Annotated in this window: 13 protein-coding genes; 4 read left to right on the forward strand and 9 right to left on the reverse strand. The window is 59.5% G+C overall.

Annotated features, from left to right (window positions below; translation table 11 throughout):
- Positions 1 to 63 precede the first annotated feature (63 nt).
- The 3 genes from GN234_RS02770 to GN234_RS02780 all read right to left on the reverse strand — a co-directional run bounded on the left by GN234_RS02770 (position 64) and on the right by GN234_RS02780 (position 2,487).
- The gene (locus GN234_RS02770; protein ID WP_176687797.1) at positions 64 to 603 is read right to left on the reverse strand and encodes a hypothetical protein; all 540 of its coding nucleotides are present in this window, start codon (positions 601 to 603) and stop codon (positions 64 to 66) included.
- Positions 604 to 644: 41 nt separating this feature from the next.
- Complete coding sequence (locus GN234_RS02775; RefSeq protein ID WP_116832462.1) at positions 645 to 1,448, reverse strand: putative hydro-lyase; 804 nt, start codon at positions 1,446 to 1,448, stop codon at positions 645 to 647.
- 91 nt (positions 1,449 to 1,539) lie between these two features.
- The gene (locus tag GN234_RS02780; RefSeq protein WP_109754123.1) at positions 1,540 to 2,487 is read right to left on the reverse strand and encodes a LysR family transcriptional regulator; all 948 of its coding nucleotides are present in this window, start codon (positions 2,485 to 2,487) and stop codon (positions 1,540 to 1,542) included.
- 253 nt (positions 2,488 to 2,740) lie between these two features.
- Between GN234_RS02780 and GN234_RS02785 the strand changes: the two genes are divergently transcribed.
- Positions 2,741 to 4,024, forward strand: a complete 1,284-nt coding sequence (locus GN234_RS02785; RefSeq protein ID WP_162893829.1) for an MFS transporter — start codon at positions 2,741 to 2,743, stop codon at positions 4,022 to 4,024.
- Positions 4,025 to 4,142: 118 nt separating this feature from the next.
- Positions 4,143 to 5,381: an OprD family porin gene (locus GN234_RS02790; RefSeq protein WP_116832461.1), complete on the forward strand. Its 1,239-nt coding sequence runs from the start codon at positions 4,143 to 4,145 to the stop codon at positions 5,379 to 5,381.
- A 3-nt stretch (positions 5,382 to 5,384) separates the two neighbouring features.
- On the opposite strand, the gene GN234_RS02795 is transcribed toward GN234_RS02790, so the two are convergent.
- Together GN234_RS02795 and GN234_RS02800 are read right to left on the reverse strand one after the other, a co-directional pair.
- The gene (locus GN234_RS02795) at positions 5,385 to 6,065 is read right to left on the reverse strand and encodes a class I SAM-dependent methyltransferase (protein ID WP_116832460.1); all 681 of its coding nucleotides are present in this window, start codon (positions 6,063 to 6,065) and stop codon (positions 5,385 to 5,387) included.
- Between the two features lie 63 nt (positions 6,066 to 6,128).
- Complete coding sequence (locus GN234_RS02800; RefSeq protein WP_116832459.1) at positions 6,129 to 6,758, reverse strand: LysE family translocator; 630 nt, start codon at positions 6,756 to 6,758, stop codon at positions 6,129 to 6,131.
- 157 nt (positions 6,759 to 6,915) lie between these two features.
- Here GN234_RS02800 and GN234_RS02805 point away from each other — a divergent pair, with 157 nt between their 5' ends.
- Complete coding sequence (locus GN234_RS02805) at positions 6,916 to 8,295, forward strand: XAC2610-related protein (RefSeq protein ID WP_176687798.1); 1,380 nt, start codon at positions 6,916 to 6,918, stop codon at positions 8,293 to 8,295.
- Positions 8,296 to 8,378: 83 nt separating this feature from the next.
- Here the strand turns inward: GN234_RS02805 and GN234_RS02810 are convergent, their stop codons facing one another.
- Positions 8,379 to 9,002 (reverse strand): TetR/AcrR family transcriptional regulator, encoded by a 624-nt coding sequence (locus tag GN234_RS02810; protein ID WP_176687799.1) that lies wholly within the window; start codon positions 9,000 to 9,002, stop codon positions 8,379 to 8,381.
- Between the two features lie 112 nt (positions 9,003 to 9,114).
- Between GN234_RS02810 and GN234_RS02815 the strand changes: the two genes are divergently transcribed.
- Positions 9,115 to 10,119: an NAD(P)-dependent oxidoreductase gene (locus GN234_RS02815; RefSeq protein WP_176687800.1), complete on the forward strand. Its 1,005-nt coding sequence runs from the start codon at positions 9,115 to 9,117 to the stop codon at positions 10,117 to 10,119.
- A 101-nt stretch (positions 10,120 to 10,220) separates the two neighbouring features.
- On the opposite strand, the gene GN234_RS02820 is transcribed toward GN234_RS02815, so the two are convergent.
- From GN234_RS02820 to GN234_RS02830, 3 genes are all read right to left on the reverse strand, one after another.
- Positions 10,221 to 10,745 carry a hypothetical protein gene (locus GN234_RS02820; RefSeq protein ID WP_176687801.1) on the reverse strand — a complete coding sequence of 175 codons (525 nt, stop codon included), beginning with the start codon at positions 10,743 to 10,745 and terminating at the stop codon, positions 10,221 to 10,223.
- Positions 10,746 to 10,875: 130 nt separating this feature from the next.
- Positions 10,876 to 12,423 carry a TerC family protein gene (locus GN234_RS02825; protein ID WP_176687802.1) on the reverse strand — a complete coding sequence of 516 codons (1,548 nt, stop codon included), beginning with the start codon at positions 12,421 to 12,423 and terminating at the stop codon, positions 10,876 to 10,878.
- Between the two features lie 234 nt (positions 12,424 to 12,657).
- On the reverse strand, positions 12,658 to 13,263 hold the full coding sequence (locus GN234_RS02830; protein WP_116832455.1) for a class I SAM-dependent DNA methyltransferase: 606 nt from the start codon (positions 13,261 to 13,263) through the stop codon (positions 12,658 to 12,660).
- Positions 13,264 to 13,333 lie beyond the last annotated feature (70 nt).

Below are 13,333 nucleotides of genomic sequence, written 5' to 3' on the forward strand. Positions count from 1 at the left end.
GCGTTTCCTTGGCGCTGGCTTAGAAACCGTGGCGAGGGGGGATCTAGGTTAGTTTCATGTTCTTCACTGCTGGGTATTGGCCAAGTACCGAACTACCTCCTTCATCTCGCCCAAATCCGGCGCGTTATCAATAATCGCTTCAGGCCTACACCATGGATAGTCCAACTTCGATACCCAGGCCATGATCATCGGCAGATCGGTCGCCGGCAGGGTCTTCATGTGTTCGATGGTGATGGTCAGTTGCTCGGCCAGTCTCGACGCTGGATCGAACTGCCAGTCATACAGGCCACAACCGACACGTGCTTCACCGCTGCTTTTGTCTGACATCGCCACCAGCCATTTGCACTCGAACGCCTCTGTGTTGGCGGGCGGAGGGGCGGCCAGGCAGAACGTGTAGACATTTTCGAAGGTCTGGCCAAAGCGACTGACCAACACGTCGCCAATGGCGGTACGGCCTTCGACGTGGGCGGGAAACGCGATGGAACCGGTGCGCACGACCATGTCCAGAATAGCCGCCGGTGTAAAGGCCTGGGCCAGCAGGTGAGGGCGGTTGCCGTCCTTGGCGTGGATGTACTGTTGAATCGATCGCTGAGCGGTGTTCATCGCGTGTCCTTTCAGGTTGAAAAACAGCCTTTGTTCGAGGTTTACAAATCACTGTTCCATAAGTCCGTCACCAGCATGCAACCCGGAGCGTGGGTGATGCACAGCGGTGGACGCGAGGCCTGGACCACGGATTGGGGCGTTACGCCACAGGCCCAGAATACCGGGATTTCGTCCGCTTCCACCGGTACGGCGTCGCCATAATCCGGCGTGTCCAGGGACCGGATGCCGATCAATGAAGGATCACCGATGTGCACCGGGGCGCCGTGAACGTTGGGCATGCGCCCGGTAATCTGGATCGCCTGGATGGCCGCGGCCGCTTTCATCGGCCGCATGCTTACCACCATCTTGCCAGACAGGCGAGCGGTGGGACGGGTGTCGATGTTGGTCTGGAACATCGCGACATTGCGCCCCAGCTCGATGTGCCGCAAACGGATGCCAGCCTCCAGCAAGGGCTGTTCAAAGGAGAATGAGCAACCGAGGGCGAAGGCCACCAGGTCGTCCTGCCACAGGTGTGCGATGTCCAGCGGCGTTTCGCTCAACTCGCCGTGGCGGTAGACCCGGTATTGAGGCACCTCATGGCGGATATCGATGGCGGCGCCCAGGTTACGGAAGAACGGATCCCCAGGCTCGGTCACGTCCAGCACTGGGCAGGCCTGGCGGTTGAGGGTGCAGTAGCGCAGGAATTCATTGGCCCAGTCGCTGGGCAGGATCACGATATTGGCTTGCACGCGCCCTTGGCCCAGGCCGCTGGTATGGCCCTGGTATTGGCCGGCGGCGATGCTCTGGCGCAGGGCGACGGGCGTGCATTGCTGCAGTTGTTCGAAAGGCAGGGCGGGTTGATTCATCACGGGGTCTCCAAGCGTTCGTCCGTTACTTTGAGAACAGCATGGCGATGACGTCCAACAAGGAATATTGGTACCCCGTGACAACTAAAAGTTATTCCAGAGGCGCTTGGCTGTTCAGGCCCGGGGCCGCCACCATGCGTTGCGGCCCGACATCAGCGGCGTATTGGCTGACCACCTGGCGACTCATCTGGACGATGTTCTCGATCAGCTCCAGGCCGACGCCAGCGCGCCAGGAGGCGACGACGTCGAGTTGGGGCAGGGCGGTGCCGGGCTCGAGCTGGATCAATTCGCCGCTGGCCAGCGGCTTGGCCACCAGCGCTGCTGGCAAGGCACCGATGCCGAATCCGTCGCGAATCAGCCGGGTCATGGCCGACACCGAATTGACGCAACTGACCCGCGGTGCCGTGACCCCATGGGCGTACAACAGGTTGAGCACATCCTGGTGCGGACGCGAATGCTTGACGAAGGTGATGATGCGCTCGCCCGCCATCTCCACCAGCGAAGCGTAGGGGCGGGCATAGATGGACTGGCTGGCGGCGATCCAGTGCATGGGATAGTGACCCAGTTCCAGGTTGCGCACGCTTTCGTGGCGGACCAGATCGGTCTGGAACACGATGTCCAGGTAGCCTTTCTGCAATTGCTCACAGAGGTTGCGCGCCGCATCGGCGGTGATTTCGATTTCCACGGCGGGAAAGGCTTGCATCAGCATCGACATCAACGGGCTGAGCCAGGTATGAATCACCGTATCCATCACGCCGATGCGCACCAGGCCTTGCTGCGGGCTGTTGGTGTCCAGTGACTGCTTCAACGCCCGCTGGACTTCGAGCATCTGTTCGGCGTAGTCGAGCACCTTGAGGCCTTCGGGTGTCAGCGAGACCCCGCGCGAATCGCGCACGAACAGGCGCAAGCCCAATTCTTCTTCCAATGAAGCGATCCGGCTGGAGATCGCTGCCTGGGTGCTGAACATCTTCTCGGCGGTGAGGCTGAAGCTCTGCAGTCGGGCGACCCAGACGAAGGTTTCGAGGAATTTGAGGTTCATGAAGGCTCTCTGGGTGCGTGTGGTTCTTATGATTGCAATTGTTACTCCAGATCAGGCCATTGGACGCATCAAATTTTCTTATGCCCGATCGGGTGTTTTTCCCGTTTGACGCTGCGTGGATTTGCCACAAAGAATCCGCCCCACGACGCAGCCACTGCGTCCGCATCCCCAACGACAACGCCTTCACAAAAGAATAACGAGGCGTGTCCGTCATCTTCGCTTGCTGCCGCAGGAACCTTCCATGGAAAAGACCATGACTGACGGCGTAACCACCGGGACAGGGCGCACGGGCCCATTCAGTTGGTACGGCCCCCTGTCGAAAAATGAAAAACGTACATTCTGGAGCTGCAAGATCGGCTATGCCTTGGACGGCATGGATACGCAGATGCTGAGTTTCGTTATCCCGACCCTGATCGCGACCTGGGGAATCTCCAAGGGCGACGCCGGCATGATCGGCACCTGCACCTTGTTGGCCTCGGCGGCAGGCGGGTGGATCGCCGGAATCCTGTCCGACCGTATCGGCCGGGTACGGACCCTGCAACTGACGGTCCTGTGGTTCGCGTTCTTCACCTTTTTGTGTGGGCTGGCGCAGAACTACGAACAATTGCTGGTGGCCCGGACCTTGATGGGCTTTGGCTTCGGCGGGGAATGGACCGCGGGGGCGGTGTTGATCGGCGAGGTTATCCGCGCCAAGGACCGTGGTAAAGCAGTGGGCATGGTGCAGGCCGGGTGGGCGCTGGGCTGGGGGCTGACGGCGCTGCTGTATGCCGGGCTGTTCACTTTCCTGCCACCGGAACAGGCCTGGCGGGCGTTGTTCATGATCGGCCTGGTACCGGCGCTGTTTGTGCTGGTAATCCGTCGACTGGTCAAGGAGTCGGACACCTTCGAACATGCTGTGCGGGAGCGCCAGGCCAAGCCAGAGCTGGGTTCGCGGTGGGCATTTTTCGAGATATTTGCCCCACGGATGCTCAGCACTACCTTGCGTGCCTCGCTGTTGACCACCGGTGCGCTGGGCGGCTACTACGCAATCACCACATGGTTGCCGACATACCTGAAAACCGAGCGCGGCCTGAGTGTGCTCGGTACCGGCGGTTACCTTGCGATGGTCATCGTCGGTTCCTACGTCGGCTATGTGACCAGTGCGTTGTTGACCGATGCCATCGGCCGCAAAAAGAACTTCATTCTGTTCGCCGTCGGGTCCATGGCAATCGTCCTGGCCTACACCCAACTGCCTATCGATAACGCCTGGATGCTCTGGCTGGGCTTCCCCCTGGGTTTCTTCGCTTCGGGCATCTTCGCCGGCATGGGCGCGTTCCTGACTGAGCTGTTTCCCACCCGTATGCGTGGGTCGGGTCAGGGGTTCTGCTACAACGCCGGGCGCTCCATCGCGGCGCTGTTCCCGTTGTTCATCGGCACGCTGAGCAACACCTTGCCCATCGGCACCGGGATCGGTGTGTTCGCCGCCGGCGCCTATGGCGTAGTGATCCTGGCGGCGTTGAGCCTGCCGGAAACCCGCGGCAGACAGCTCGAATCCTGACTGCCCGTGGCGTCCGCGCAAAGAGCGGACGCCGTACCAACCTTTAAAACAACAACCATCGGACGCGAAGGCAGCGCCCCCGAGAGGGTTCGCTCGCGTCCATAAAAAGGAGCATGCCATGCGGCATTTCACATCCACCTGGTTTCATACCCCCGCCGGTACGTTGCTCGGCCTGAGCCTGATCGGCATGCCGAACGCCCAGGCCGACTTCATCGCCGACAGCAAAGGCAGCCTGGAGGCCCGCAACTTTTACTTCAATCGCGACTTCCGCCAGGAGGGGGCACGGGACAAGGCTGAAGAATGGGCCCAGGGCTTTTTGCTGCGGATGGAGTCGGGTTACACCGCCGGAACCGTGGGTTTCGGCCTCGATGCCTTGGGCATGGCCGGCTTCAAACTCGATTCCGGGGGCGGCACGGCGGGCACCAATCTGTTACCGGCGGATTTGTCGGGCGGTTCGCAAGACCGTTATGGCGAACTCGGTCTGACTGCCAAGGTGCGCCTATCCAATAGCACCTTGAAGCTGGGGACGTTGCAGATCAAGGACCCGGCGGTGAGCTCCAACGACACGCGCCTGCTGCCGGGAACGTTCAAGGGCGGGTTGTTGAGCGTGCAGGAAATCGATCGCTTGAAGCTGAGCGCCGGGCAACTCACGCAGATCAACTTTGTCGACTCCACCGACTACCAGGACATGACTGCCAATCGCATCGGTGGAAGCAGCGACAAGTTCCAGTTCGCCGGGGCGGACTATCAGTTCCTGCCGAACCTCACGGCGCAATACCGCTATAGCCAGTTGGAAGACATCTACCAGCAAAACTACCTCGGGTTCGTCCACACCCTGGACCTGGGCGCAGGCCAGTCGTTCAAGAGCGACGTGCGCTATTCGCGCAGCACCGAAGACGGCAACTTTCGCGATCTCGACAACCAGGCCTTCGGCGCCTTGTTCACCTACAGCCTGGCGGGCCATGCGTTGGGCCTGGGTTATCAACGCATGAGCGGCGACGATCCGTTCCCCTACATCGGACGCAGCGATCCGTACTTGGTCAACTTCGTGCAGATCGGCGACTTCGCCAACATCGACGAGCGTTCCTGGCAGGCGCGTTATGACTACAACTTTGCCGCCATTGGCGTGCCCGGGTTGACGTTCATGACCCGCTACATCACTGGCGACAATGTCCAGCGCACCGCACCAGGCGAAGGTAAGGAGTGGGAGCGCAACACGGATATCGCCTATGTGGTGCAGGACGGCACGCTCAAGGGGCTGGGCTTGAAATGGCGCAATGCGACGGTCCGTTCGAATTTTGGCAACGATCTGGATGAGAACCGGTTGATCGTCAGCTATACGATGGCGCTGTGGTAAGAATCATCGCTCTGCCGACCGGTATTGTTCGGCCACCAAAAGCAACGACTGCGGCACCGGACTTTGTGGGTGCTGCGGTTCCTGCAGCACCACCAGTCGGAAACCGGCCATGTCCAGGGCATTGAGCCAACTGGACAAGGTGCGGAAGTACCACGGCATGGGCCGCCATTGGCCCTTGAACCCGTCGAAGGTTTCTTCTCGCCAGCCGTCCTGGTAATTGCCTGCCGCCACAGTCCACGGGTGCAGTGTCTGGATCACTAGCGCTCCGCCCGGGTTGAGCAGGGCGTTCATCGCCGCGAGCAATGGGATGATGTCCTGGTGCAACAGGGCGAAGTTGGCGCAGATCAGGTCGTAGCCGCTGCCGACGTCCACCTTGGCCTCCACCAGCGCTTCATAGCTTGCCAGGTGCACCAGGGAGGAGCCCGCTGCCCGGGCCGCATCGATCAACGTCGCGTCGCCATCCACACCGACCGCCTCGATGCCCCGTTCAGTCAGCGCCCGCAACAGCCAGCCTTCGCCGCAACCCAGATCAAGCACACGCTCGGGCTGGCGGCTCAGTACCGCCAGCAGCATGGCCTGGTCCGTGACCGTCAGGCGGCTTTCGATGGCCCCCGTGCGGATGGCTTCGATCCAGGCCTGGGCATTGTGGTGCCAGCTTTGGAGGAGGGTGGTTTCGGAGGACATGGGTCCAGCTCCGCAGTGGATTGGATAAGCATAGGACAATCGCTGGCGCAAGGACGCCGCGGGTCAAAGCGGACGGTCGAGAAACAACAGGCGTGCCGCCAGCGCTGCCATGACCCCGGCAAAACCATACGTACCCAGGCGCCTTGAAATCCCGCTGTTTGCCAGTTTCGCCCTGAGCTGTGCGGCGCAAACACCCAGCAGCGTATGGAAGACGAATGCAATCAGTGCCAGCAACGCTCCGAGGAAGATCAGTTGCAGGCTTACGCCGCCGGCCTTGACGTTGACGAACTGGGGCAGAAACACCATGAAGAACAGCAGCGCCTTGGGATTCAAGAGGCTGTTGAGGGCGCCTCGGCAGAAGATTTTCCACAGCGAAGCAACCTGGAGCTGGCTATCCTGAGTCGCAGCCGGCGCTCTCAGTGCTTGCCAGGCAAGCCACAGCAGATAAGCGGCTCCGGCCAGGCGCAGCACGTCGAACGCCGGTGCCCAGCTCATCACCAGCGCGCCGATGCCAGCGCTGACCATCATGGTCATCAGCACGTCCGCCAAGGAAATGCCGAGGGCGGCCGCGACGCCAGCACGCCAGCCGTGGGCCAACGCATGGCTGGTGACAAAGGCCATGTTGGGCCCCGGAACGATCAGCAAAAGCACGACAGCAACCACGAACAGGTAGAGATTGGCGGTATCCGGCATGGGAATCACTCCGTGGGATGAGCCTCGACAGTAAGCGAACGGCGAGCAGGGCGTCAGTTACAGTCCGGGCCTAACTGATAGCAACAGTCGTCTCTCTCGCGATGAATCACGGGAGTCGCTAAACTGCGGCCCCGAATTTCAGCAAGGAAGTGGGTGGATGCGTTCGCTCGTCAGCAGTGTGCTTCTTTCCATGACTGTGACGGCTCCGGTCATGGCCGAGCCAAGGGCGTTCGCGGTGAATGACCGCAGTGGCCAATATCTGGTCGAAGTGCTGTTCCCGGAGCCGCCGGAAGACCCGCATCAACTGGCCCAAGCGTTCATCACCGTGCGCGACAACAACACCCACGAAGCCCTGCAGCAATTGCAGACGCCCGCCGGCAATGTGCCCGTGGACCGCAACGGCAAGGTCGATAACTGGCTACTTGGCCCTCAGAGCCTGTTGTACTTCGACGACTTCAACTTCGATGGCCGCCAGGACTTGGCGATCCGCAATGGCAACGATCCCGACGCGAGCTACAAACCGACGTTCGACGTCTATCTGCAAGACCCGCGGAAAACCCAATGGATCCTCAATCCGGCCTTGACGGCCCTGGCCAGGGAGGACAGCAAAGGCATGTTCTCTGTCAGCCCGTTGGACGGCGTCCTGCTGTCACAAACCGACCGTGACTGCTGCTGGACCCGCGCCACTCAATGGAAAATGCGCGGCGACGAGCTGGTCCTGCTTCGCTCGGACACCGAGGAGCAAATCCAGCCGACCGAGCCAGGCGAAAACACCAGCATGCCCAGCGGCTACACGCTGCGCACCACGGGTGAATTGAAAGAGGGCCAATGGCTTGAGCAATCGCGCCTGGAAGGCCCCGAGAAGGAGGACCCCGTGATCCTCGCCGGTACCCTCGACACAAAGACCCCGGTAGAACTCTGGTACCAGGTGCAAGGTGCCGTGATCGTTGGTGAGGTGCGCTATACCCAGGCGGGCAACGGCGAACCGATCAAGCTGCTGGGCATTCGGGAAGACGCGGATGACGACCTTATCAGCCTCCATGAATATGCCGGCGATGGTCGTCAAACGGGTACCTGGCGGATCTCCCGGGAAAAAGTCGAACCGTACTCTTTCACCGGTATCTGGGTCAGCGGTGCCAAGGGCGACGACCACCAAGGGGCTGTCCTGCTGCACGATGAAGAACGCGAGTTGGATAACGACAAGATCGACGATGTCGACGCGGCCCAGCGTAGCGGCCATTACCAGATGCAGGACGCACTGGGGCACGACGCCGATCTGGACCTGAAGATTCTCCCTGAGCGGGATGCCAATGGAAGAGAAGTCGCCGAATTCACCATGACCACAAAGGACAGCGTGACCGAGCATCACATCGTGCCGATGGACAGCAGCAACCTGATCATCGTGCGCGAGCCGCAAGCCTCCGGGAAGAACGGTCCATATCACATTCAATTGGTGAAAGGCTTTGCTGTCATTGCCTACAACGCGGTTCCGGATTCACAGGACGGGCTGGCCGGGGTGTATTTGAAGCAGCGTTGAGCACGGAGCAGCAATCCGCAAGCCGTAGAAGAGCTTGCAGTCCATCGGACATGTAAACGATCTCGGGTCCGCTATCACGACGTCTAAAGTTGCGCCTCTGTCGGCTTTACGACGCTGCGGATCAGTGAAGCGAATGTTTCAATGACCTCGTCTTCGCCATGCCGCCCTCGTACCAACGCGCAGGACAGGGCTTCCCCCGCGCCAACCAGGCCAATGCAGCATCGTTCGAGTTCGTCCGCTGGCCACGTCGTATGAGGTTCGAGCACAGATATGAACATCTGCACACAGTTATCCAAGAGCTCCTGGAACACCGCCGCCTTCTCTTCGCTGCCTGCCAGGGCTGCGCCCACAGCATGGAATTCGTCGGTGTTATCGGCCGCGCAATGAATGTAGGCGCTGGACAGGACCAAGGCTGTCTCTTCCAGGCTCCGCGCAGTCTTGGACATGGCGTCACGGAAAGCGCTGACCCGCTCGGTATCGATCCATTTGTAGAGCTCGATCAACAGACCCGAACGGGTGCCGAAATGATCGTAGACAACCGGTTTGGACACGCCGGCGCGAACGGCCAGATGCCCCAAGGTCAGCCGATCCGCGTCTTCCTCGTGCACGATCAGTAGCGCGGTATCCAGCAACTGTCGCCGCCGTTCGGCTTTCGCAAGCCGGCGGGGAGGGGAACCGACAGGGCTGTGCTCAATGTCTTTCTGCACGGTTTTTTGCTCCTGACCGCTAAAAACCTACCAATGGTAGGTTGAAGTGCGTGATGTTGTGTTAGGTTACCTACTGAAAGTAGGTTTAAACCAGAGACAAGGAGAACACACCATGTCACTTGATCCTATCTTATTAATGGGCGGTTCCGGCGCCATTGGCCATCACACTGCCCGGGCGCTTCGCGCCGCCCACCCCGAGGTACCACTGCTGATCGGTGGTCGCGACCTTGCCAAGGCTCAGCGCGCCGCGGATCACATTGGCGGGGCGCAGGGCGTGGCGATTGACTCTAACGCAGACGATCTAGGCCTCGGCGATCGCCCGGTCAGCGCCGTCGTGGTCTTTTATATGGACCACGCCCTTGCCGGATTGCGTTTTGCGCAAAAACGCGGCGTGCCGCACCTCAGCATTTCCTCCGGCGTTTTCGAGATCGCGCCGGAAATTGCGACGTACATGCATACGCCTGACGCCTCGCCCATTGTCCTCGGTTACGAATGGATGGCAGGGGCGACGACCGTGGCGACGCTGAGCGTTGCCCGGGCATTTGGCCGGGTCCAGGACATCCGTATCAACGCGCTGGTCGATGAGCAGGACACCGGCGGCCCAACCGTCGCCACTGACTTTGAACACCTGAACAAAATGCTGCCTGCCGCACTGACACGACGCGACGGTGTGTTCGTTTGGCGCGAAGGAGAGGATTCCAAGGCACGATTCCATTCGGTGGATGGTACGGAAATCGAGGCCACGGGCTTCTCGTCCATTGATGTGGTTGGCCTGGCGGCTGCGACGGGTGCAGCAAATGTCCAATTCAACTTGGCCACCGCAGTGAGTTCAACCCGGCGCCAGGGCAGGCCGATGTCCACCGAGATCATCATCGAACTCGTTGGCGAGGACCTCCAGGGCGAACCCTTGCATACGCGTCATGCAGTCATCCACCCGGCAGGCGCTGCGCCATTGACCGGCCTCAGCGTCGCAATGACGCTTGAACGACTCCTCGGGTTGGACGGCCAGCCACCGACGCCGCCAGGGCTTTATTTCCCTTATCAACTGTTGGACGCCGCCATGTATCTGGAGCGTCTGAAGGAGGAGGGCGGGGAGTTACGCAAGCTGCAGGGGTAATGAGTTACGAAACTCCGTGTGCTGATCGTTTCCTCGGCGGCTTATCAAAAAAAGCACGGGCCTCGCAACGGCGATCAACATGGCTGACCGAGGTTTTGCTATCAGGGGTAGACCTGCTTCTTAGTATCCCGTTCAAGTACGTAGGAATTCACCCTGATCTGCATTTGCTCACTCCCTGAGACCCCTATCATGGATGTCGACGATGACCACGTAGCCAAATAACGCTTGCCGGCTTCCAACCTGATGTCCGGGGCACTGAAGCCGCATTTGCCTCCACCTGTACCCAGTTTGTTCATCGAGACCCAGCACCATTCCAATGAGTGCGGACCTGGCGTCAACCGAACGGCTTGGTAACCGAAGTACTCCAGGATTGAGTGCTTACCGGCATAAGGTAAGGACTGGCCATCCACCCGGGTTGCGAGAAGCAGGCGGTGGAACGGCACGCCCAGATCCCGATACTGGAGCGTCTCGAAGTAGATAACCGGGGCATCGGCGACTCCATCGGACAAGTCCAAGACCTGGAGGGCAGGATCATCTAAATTGCCGACAAAAGATCTGTACTGATAGTTAGAGCAAGCGGATAGCAGTAGTAGGGCCGCAGCAGCTCCCAATAGCCGAAACGTCATCGAATCCTTCCTGGAGGTGACATCAGAGGGCGCGCAGTTTAACTGCATCTGATTGTGGAGTGGACCCTTTTTAGCCGGTTCTGGAGGTGCACACGTGCGGTGGGCTAGCATCTGCGGCCTCGCTCTACGCTTATTCCTTACGTAACAGCACCCTGGTCACCCGGCGCTCTTCGACCTCCAGCACAGTCATGCTCCACTCTTGCCAACGAAGAGTGTCTCCGATGATTGGCAAGCGATCCAGCAGGCTCATCACCAAGCCGGCGAGCGTCTGGTAATCTTGCGTCGCTTTCGCCTGGAAACCGATGTGCTCACAGATCTGACTGAGGGGCAGGGCGCCGCTGACGAGAAAGCCTCCATCCTGGGCGACAATATTCGGGCCTTCAATTTCACTGGCATCCGGCAGTTCACCTGCAATGGATTCCAGGATGTCAGTCATTGTGAGAAGGCCGACGAAGTCACCGAACTCGTTCACCACGAACGCGATGTGGGTCGACTCTTTACGCATTTGCTCCAGTGCGTTGAGGATCGTGAAACTGTCGAGCAGGTTGATGGCTTTGCGCGCCATGACTTCCAGATTGGGCTGATTGCCCGCCAGTATTTCCTTGAGCAGTTCTTTCTTATGGACAAAGCCTAGCGGCTCATCCACGCGTCCTTCCCGGATCAACGGCAAGCGTGAGTAGGAAGAGTGCATCAGTGCCGTACGGATTTCCTGCGCTTCATTGGCCAAGTCGAGGTGGTCAATTTGCGCACGAGGTGTCATCACGCTGCGTATCGGGCGCTCGGCCAATTGCAGTACGCCACTGATCATGACCCGCTCGCGCCGATGGAAAACCTGCTCCGGTTCGTCGCCTTCCAGCATGTCGGCGATTTCCTCACCGACTTCATCGGCCCCCAGCTTTTGGCCGCCCAACAGGCGCAACACCGCATGGGCGGTGCGCTCGCGCATCGGCCGAAGACCTTGCAGACTTTTCTTGCGACGGGAGCGCGCCAACTGGTTGAACAGTTCAATCAGAATCGAGAAACCAATCGCAGCGTACAAGTAGCCTTTCGGAATGTGGAAGCCCAGGCCCTCGGCGGTGAGGCTGAAGCCGATCATCATCAGAAAGCCCAGGCACAGCATGATGACGGTAGGGTGGCCGTTGACGAATTTTGTCAGCGGCTTGCTCGCGACCATCATCAAGCCGATGGAGAACATCACCGCGATCATCATGACCGACAGATGCTCAACCATACCCACGGCCGTGATTACCGCATCCAGGGAAAAGACCGCGTCCAGTACCACAATCTGCGCAACGATAGGCCAGAACATCGCATAGGCCGCGTTGCCGGACCGTTGGGCCACGTGGCCTTCGAGTCGCTCATGCAACTCCATGGTTGCCTTGAACAACAGGAACACACCACCGAACAGCATGATCAAGTCCCGGCCCGAGAACGTCTTGCCGAAGACCTCGAACAGCGGATTGGTCAACGTGACCATCCAGGAGATGCTGGCGAGGAGGCCAAGACGCATCAGCAACGCCAGAGACAGACCGATGATACGGGCACGGTCGCGCTGCTCGGGCGGCAGTTTGTCAGCCAGGATGGCGATGAATACAAGGTTATCGATGCCGAGCACCAACTCCAGCACGATCAAGGTCAGCAGGCCGAGCCAGGCCGTGGGGTCAACGATCCATTCCATGGGTTATTCGCTCCCTCGGGCGATCAATGCGAGGGAAGAAGGTGCTGGAGCGCTGGAGGGAATTCTGTTCTTTGGAAAGCTACTGGGAGGTTCCTGGGGCGTGTTCATACAGACCTGGAAATAATTGGGAAAGAAATCCTACAACGGTTTCCAGCATTTCATACGAGACGATTTATTACAGGATCTGACAGGGCGGCGATCTGCGCTTGGCGGTTTGTACTCGACGCGACGTTTCTAACAGCTAACAGCTAGCCAAATCGTGTGACCACCACAAGCCGGATCTTCCGTTGTTTGCTCAACGACATTGAAACCATGGGTTGTGAGCAAGTCGAAGTATTCATTGTGGTCCAGGCTGGCGTGATAAAGCGTTTCACCTTCGAAAGTGCCTAATGCAATGCCATGGGCCGGCCCGCTGGTAAACATCAGTGCAGCGCCTGGCTGGGCATGGGCCTGGAAAATCGGGAACATCCGACGCTGATCCTCAGGCGTCAGGTGAAAGAAACTGTCCCACGCCAGAATGCCAGCGAAACGCTGATCAAGCGCCAACTGTCGCATATCGGCAACATGCCAATCGTGCTGCGGGAAACGTTGCTGGCATAGGCTGATCATCGCCTTGGACGAATCAATGCCACATACGGCATGTCCCGCGTCGATCAAGTAACCAGCCATGGGTTCGGCGCAACCACAGCCAATGTCGAGGACATGAGCATCGACAACAGGCATGGCCTGACGAAAACGATCCAGCCATGATTGCTCGACGAGGCACCGCGGGCGAACGCGATCCCATGTTTGAGCGTGACGCTCGTAGAGGTCGATGATCTGATGGGCTGCCTCATGCATGGGAGAAAGTCCGCCGAAGTAAACCTGACCCTCATAGCCCTCCAACAACCCCCCTATAAATCAGCAGCTT

This window comes from Pseudomonas bijieensis, assembly GCF_013347965.1.
In the GTDB taxonomy this organism is placed as follows: Bacteria; Pseudomonadota; Gammaproteobacteria; order Pseudomonadales; family Pseudomonadaceae; genus Aquipseudomonas; species Aquipseudomonas bijieensis.

What these genes read in the sequence shown, in the direction of transcription:
- GN234_RS02770 (WP_176687797.1), bottom strand. Translation starts at nt 603, where the DNA reads ATGAACACCGCTCAGCGATCGATTCAACAGTACATCCACGCCAAGGAC.
- GN234_RS02775 (WP_116832462.1), bottom strand. Translation starts at nt 1,448, where the DNA reads ATGAATCAACCCGCCCTGCCTTTCGAACAACTGCAGCAATGCACGCCC.
- GN234_RS02780 (WP_109754123.1), bottom strand. Translation starts at nt 2,487, where the DNA reads ATGAACCTCAAATTCCTCGAAACCTTCGTCTGGGTCGCCCGACTGCAG.
- GN234_RS02785 (WP_162893829.1), top strand. Translation starts at nt 2,741, where the DNA reads ATGACTGACGGCGTAACCACCGGGACAGGGCGCACGGGCCCATTCAGT.
- GN234_RS02790 (WP_116832461.1), top strand. Translation starts at nt 4,143, where the DNA reads ATGCGGCATTTCACATCCACCTGGTTTCATACCCCCGCCGGTACGTTG.
- GN234_RS02795 (WP_116832460.1), bottom strand. Translation starts at nt 6,065, where the DNA reads ATGTCCTCCGAAACCACCCTCCTCCAAAGCTGGCACCACAATGCCCAG.
- GN234_RS02800 (WP_116832459.1), bottom strand. Translation starts at nt 6,758, where the DNA reads ATGCCGGATACCGCCAATCTCTACCTGTTCGTGGTTGCTGTCGTGCTT.
- GN234_RS02805 (WP_176687798.1), top strand. Translation starts at nt 6,916, where the DNA reads ATGCGTTCGCTCGTCAGCAGTGTGCTTCTTTCCATGACTGTGACGGCT.
- GN234_RS02815 (WP_176687800.1), top strand. Translation starts at nt 9,115, where the DNA reads ATGTCACTTGATCCTATCTTATTAATGGGCGGTTCCGGCGCCATTGGC.
- GN234_RS02820 (WP_176687801.1), bottom strand. Translation starts at nt 10,745, where the DNA reads ATGACGTTTCGGCTATTGGGAGCTGCTGCGGCCCTACTACTGCTATCC.
- GN234_RS02825 (WP_176687802.1), bottom strand. Translation starts at nt 12,423, where the DNA reads ATGGAATGGATCGTTGACCCCACGGCCTGGCTCGGCCTGCTGACCTTG.
- GN234_RS02830 (WP_116832455.1), bottom strand. Translation starts at nt 13,263, where the DNA reads ATGCATGAGGCAGCCCATCAGATCATCGACCTCTACGAGCGTCACGCT.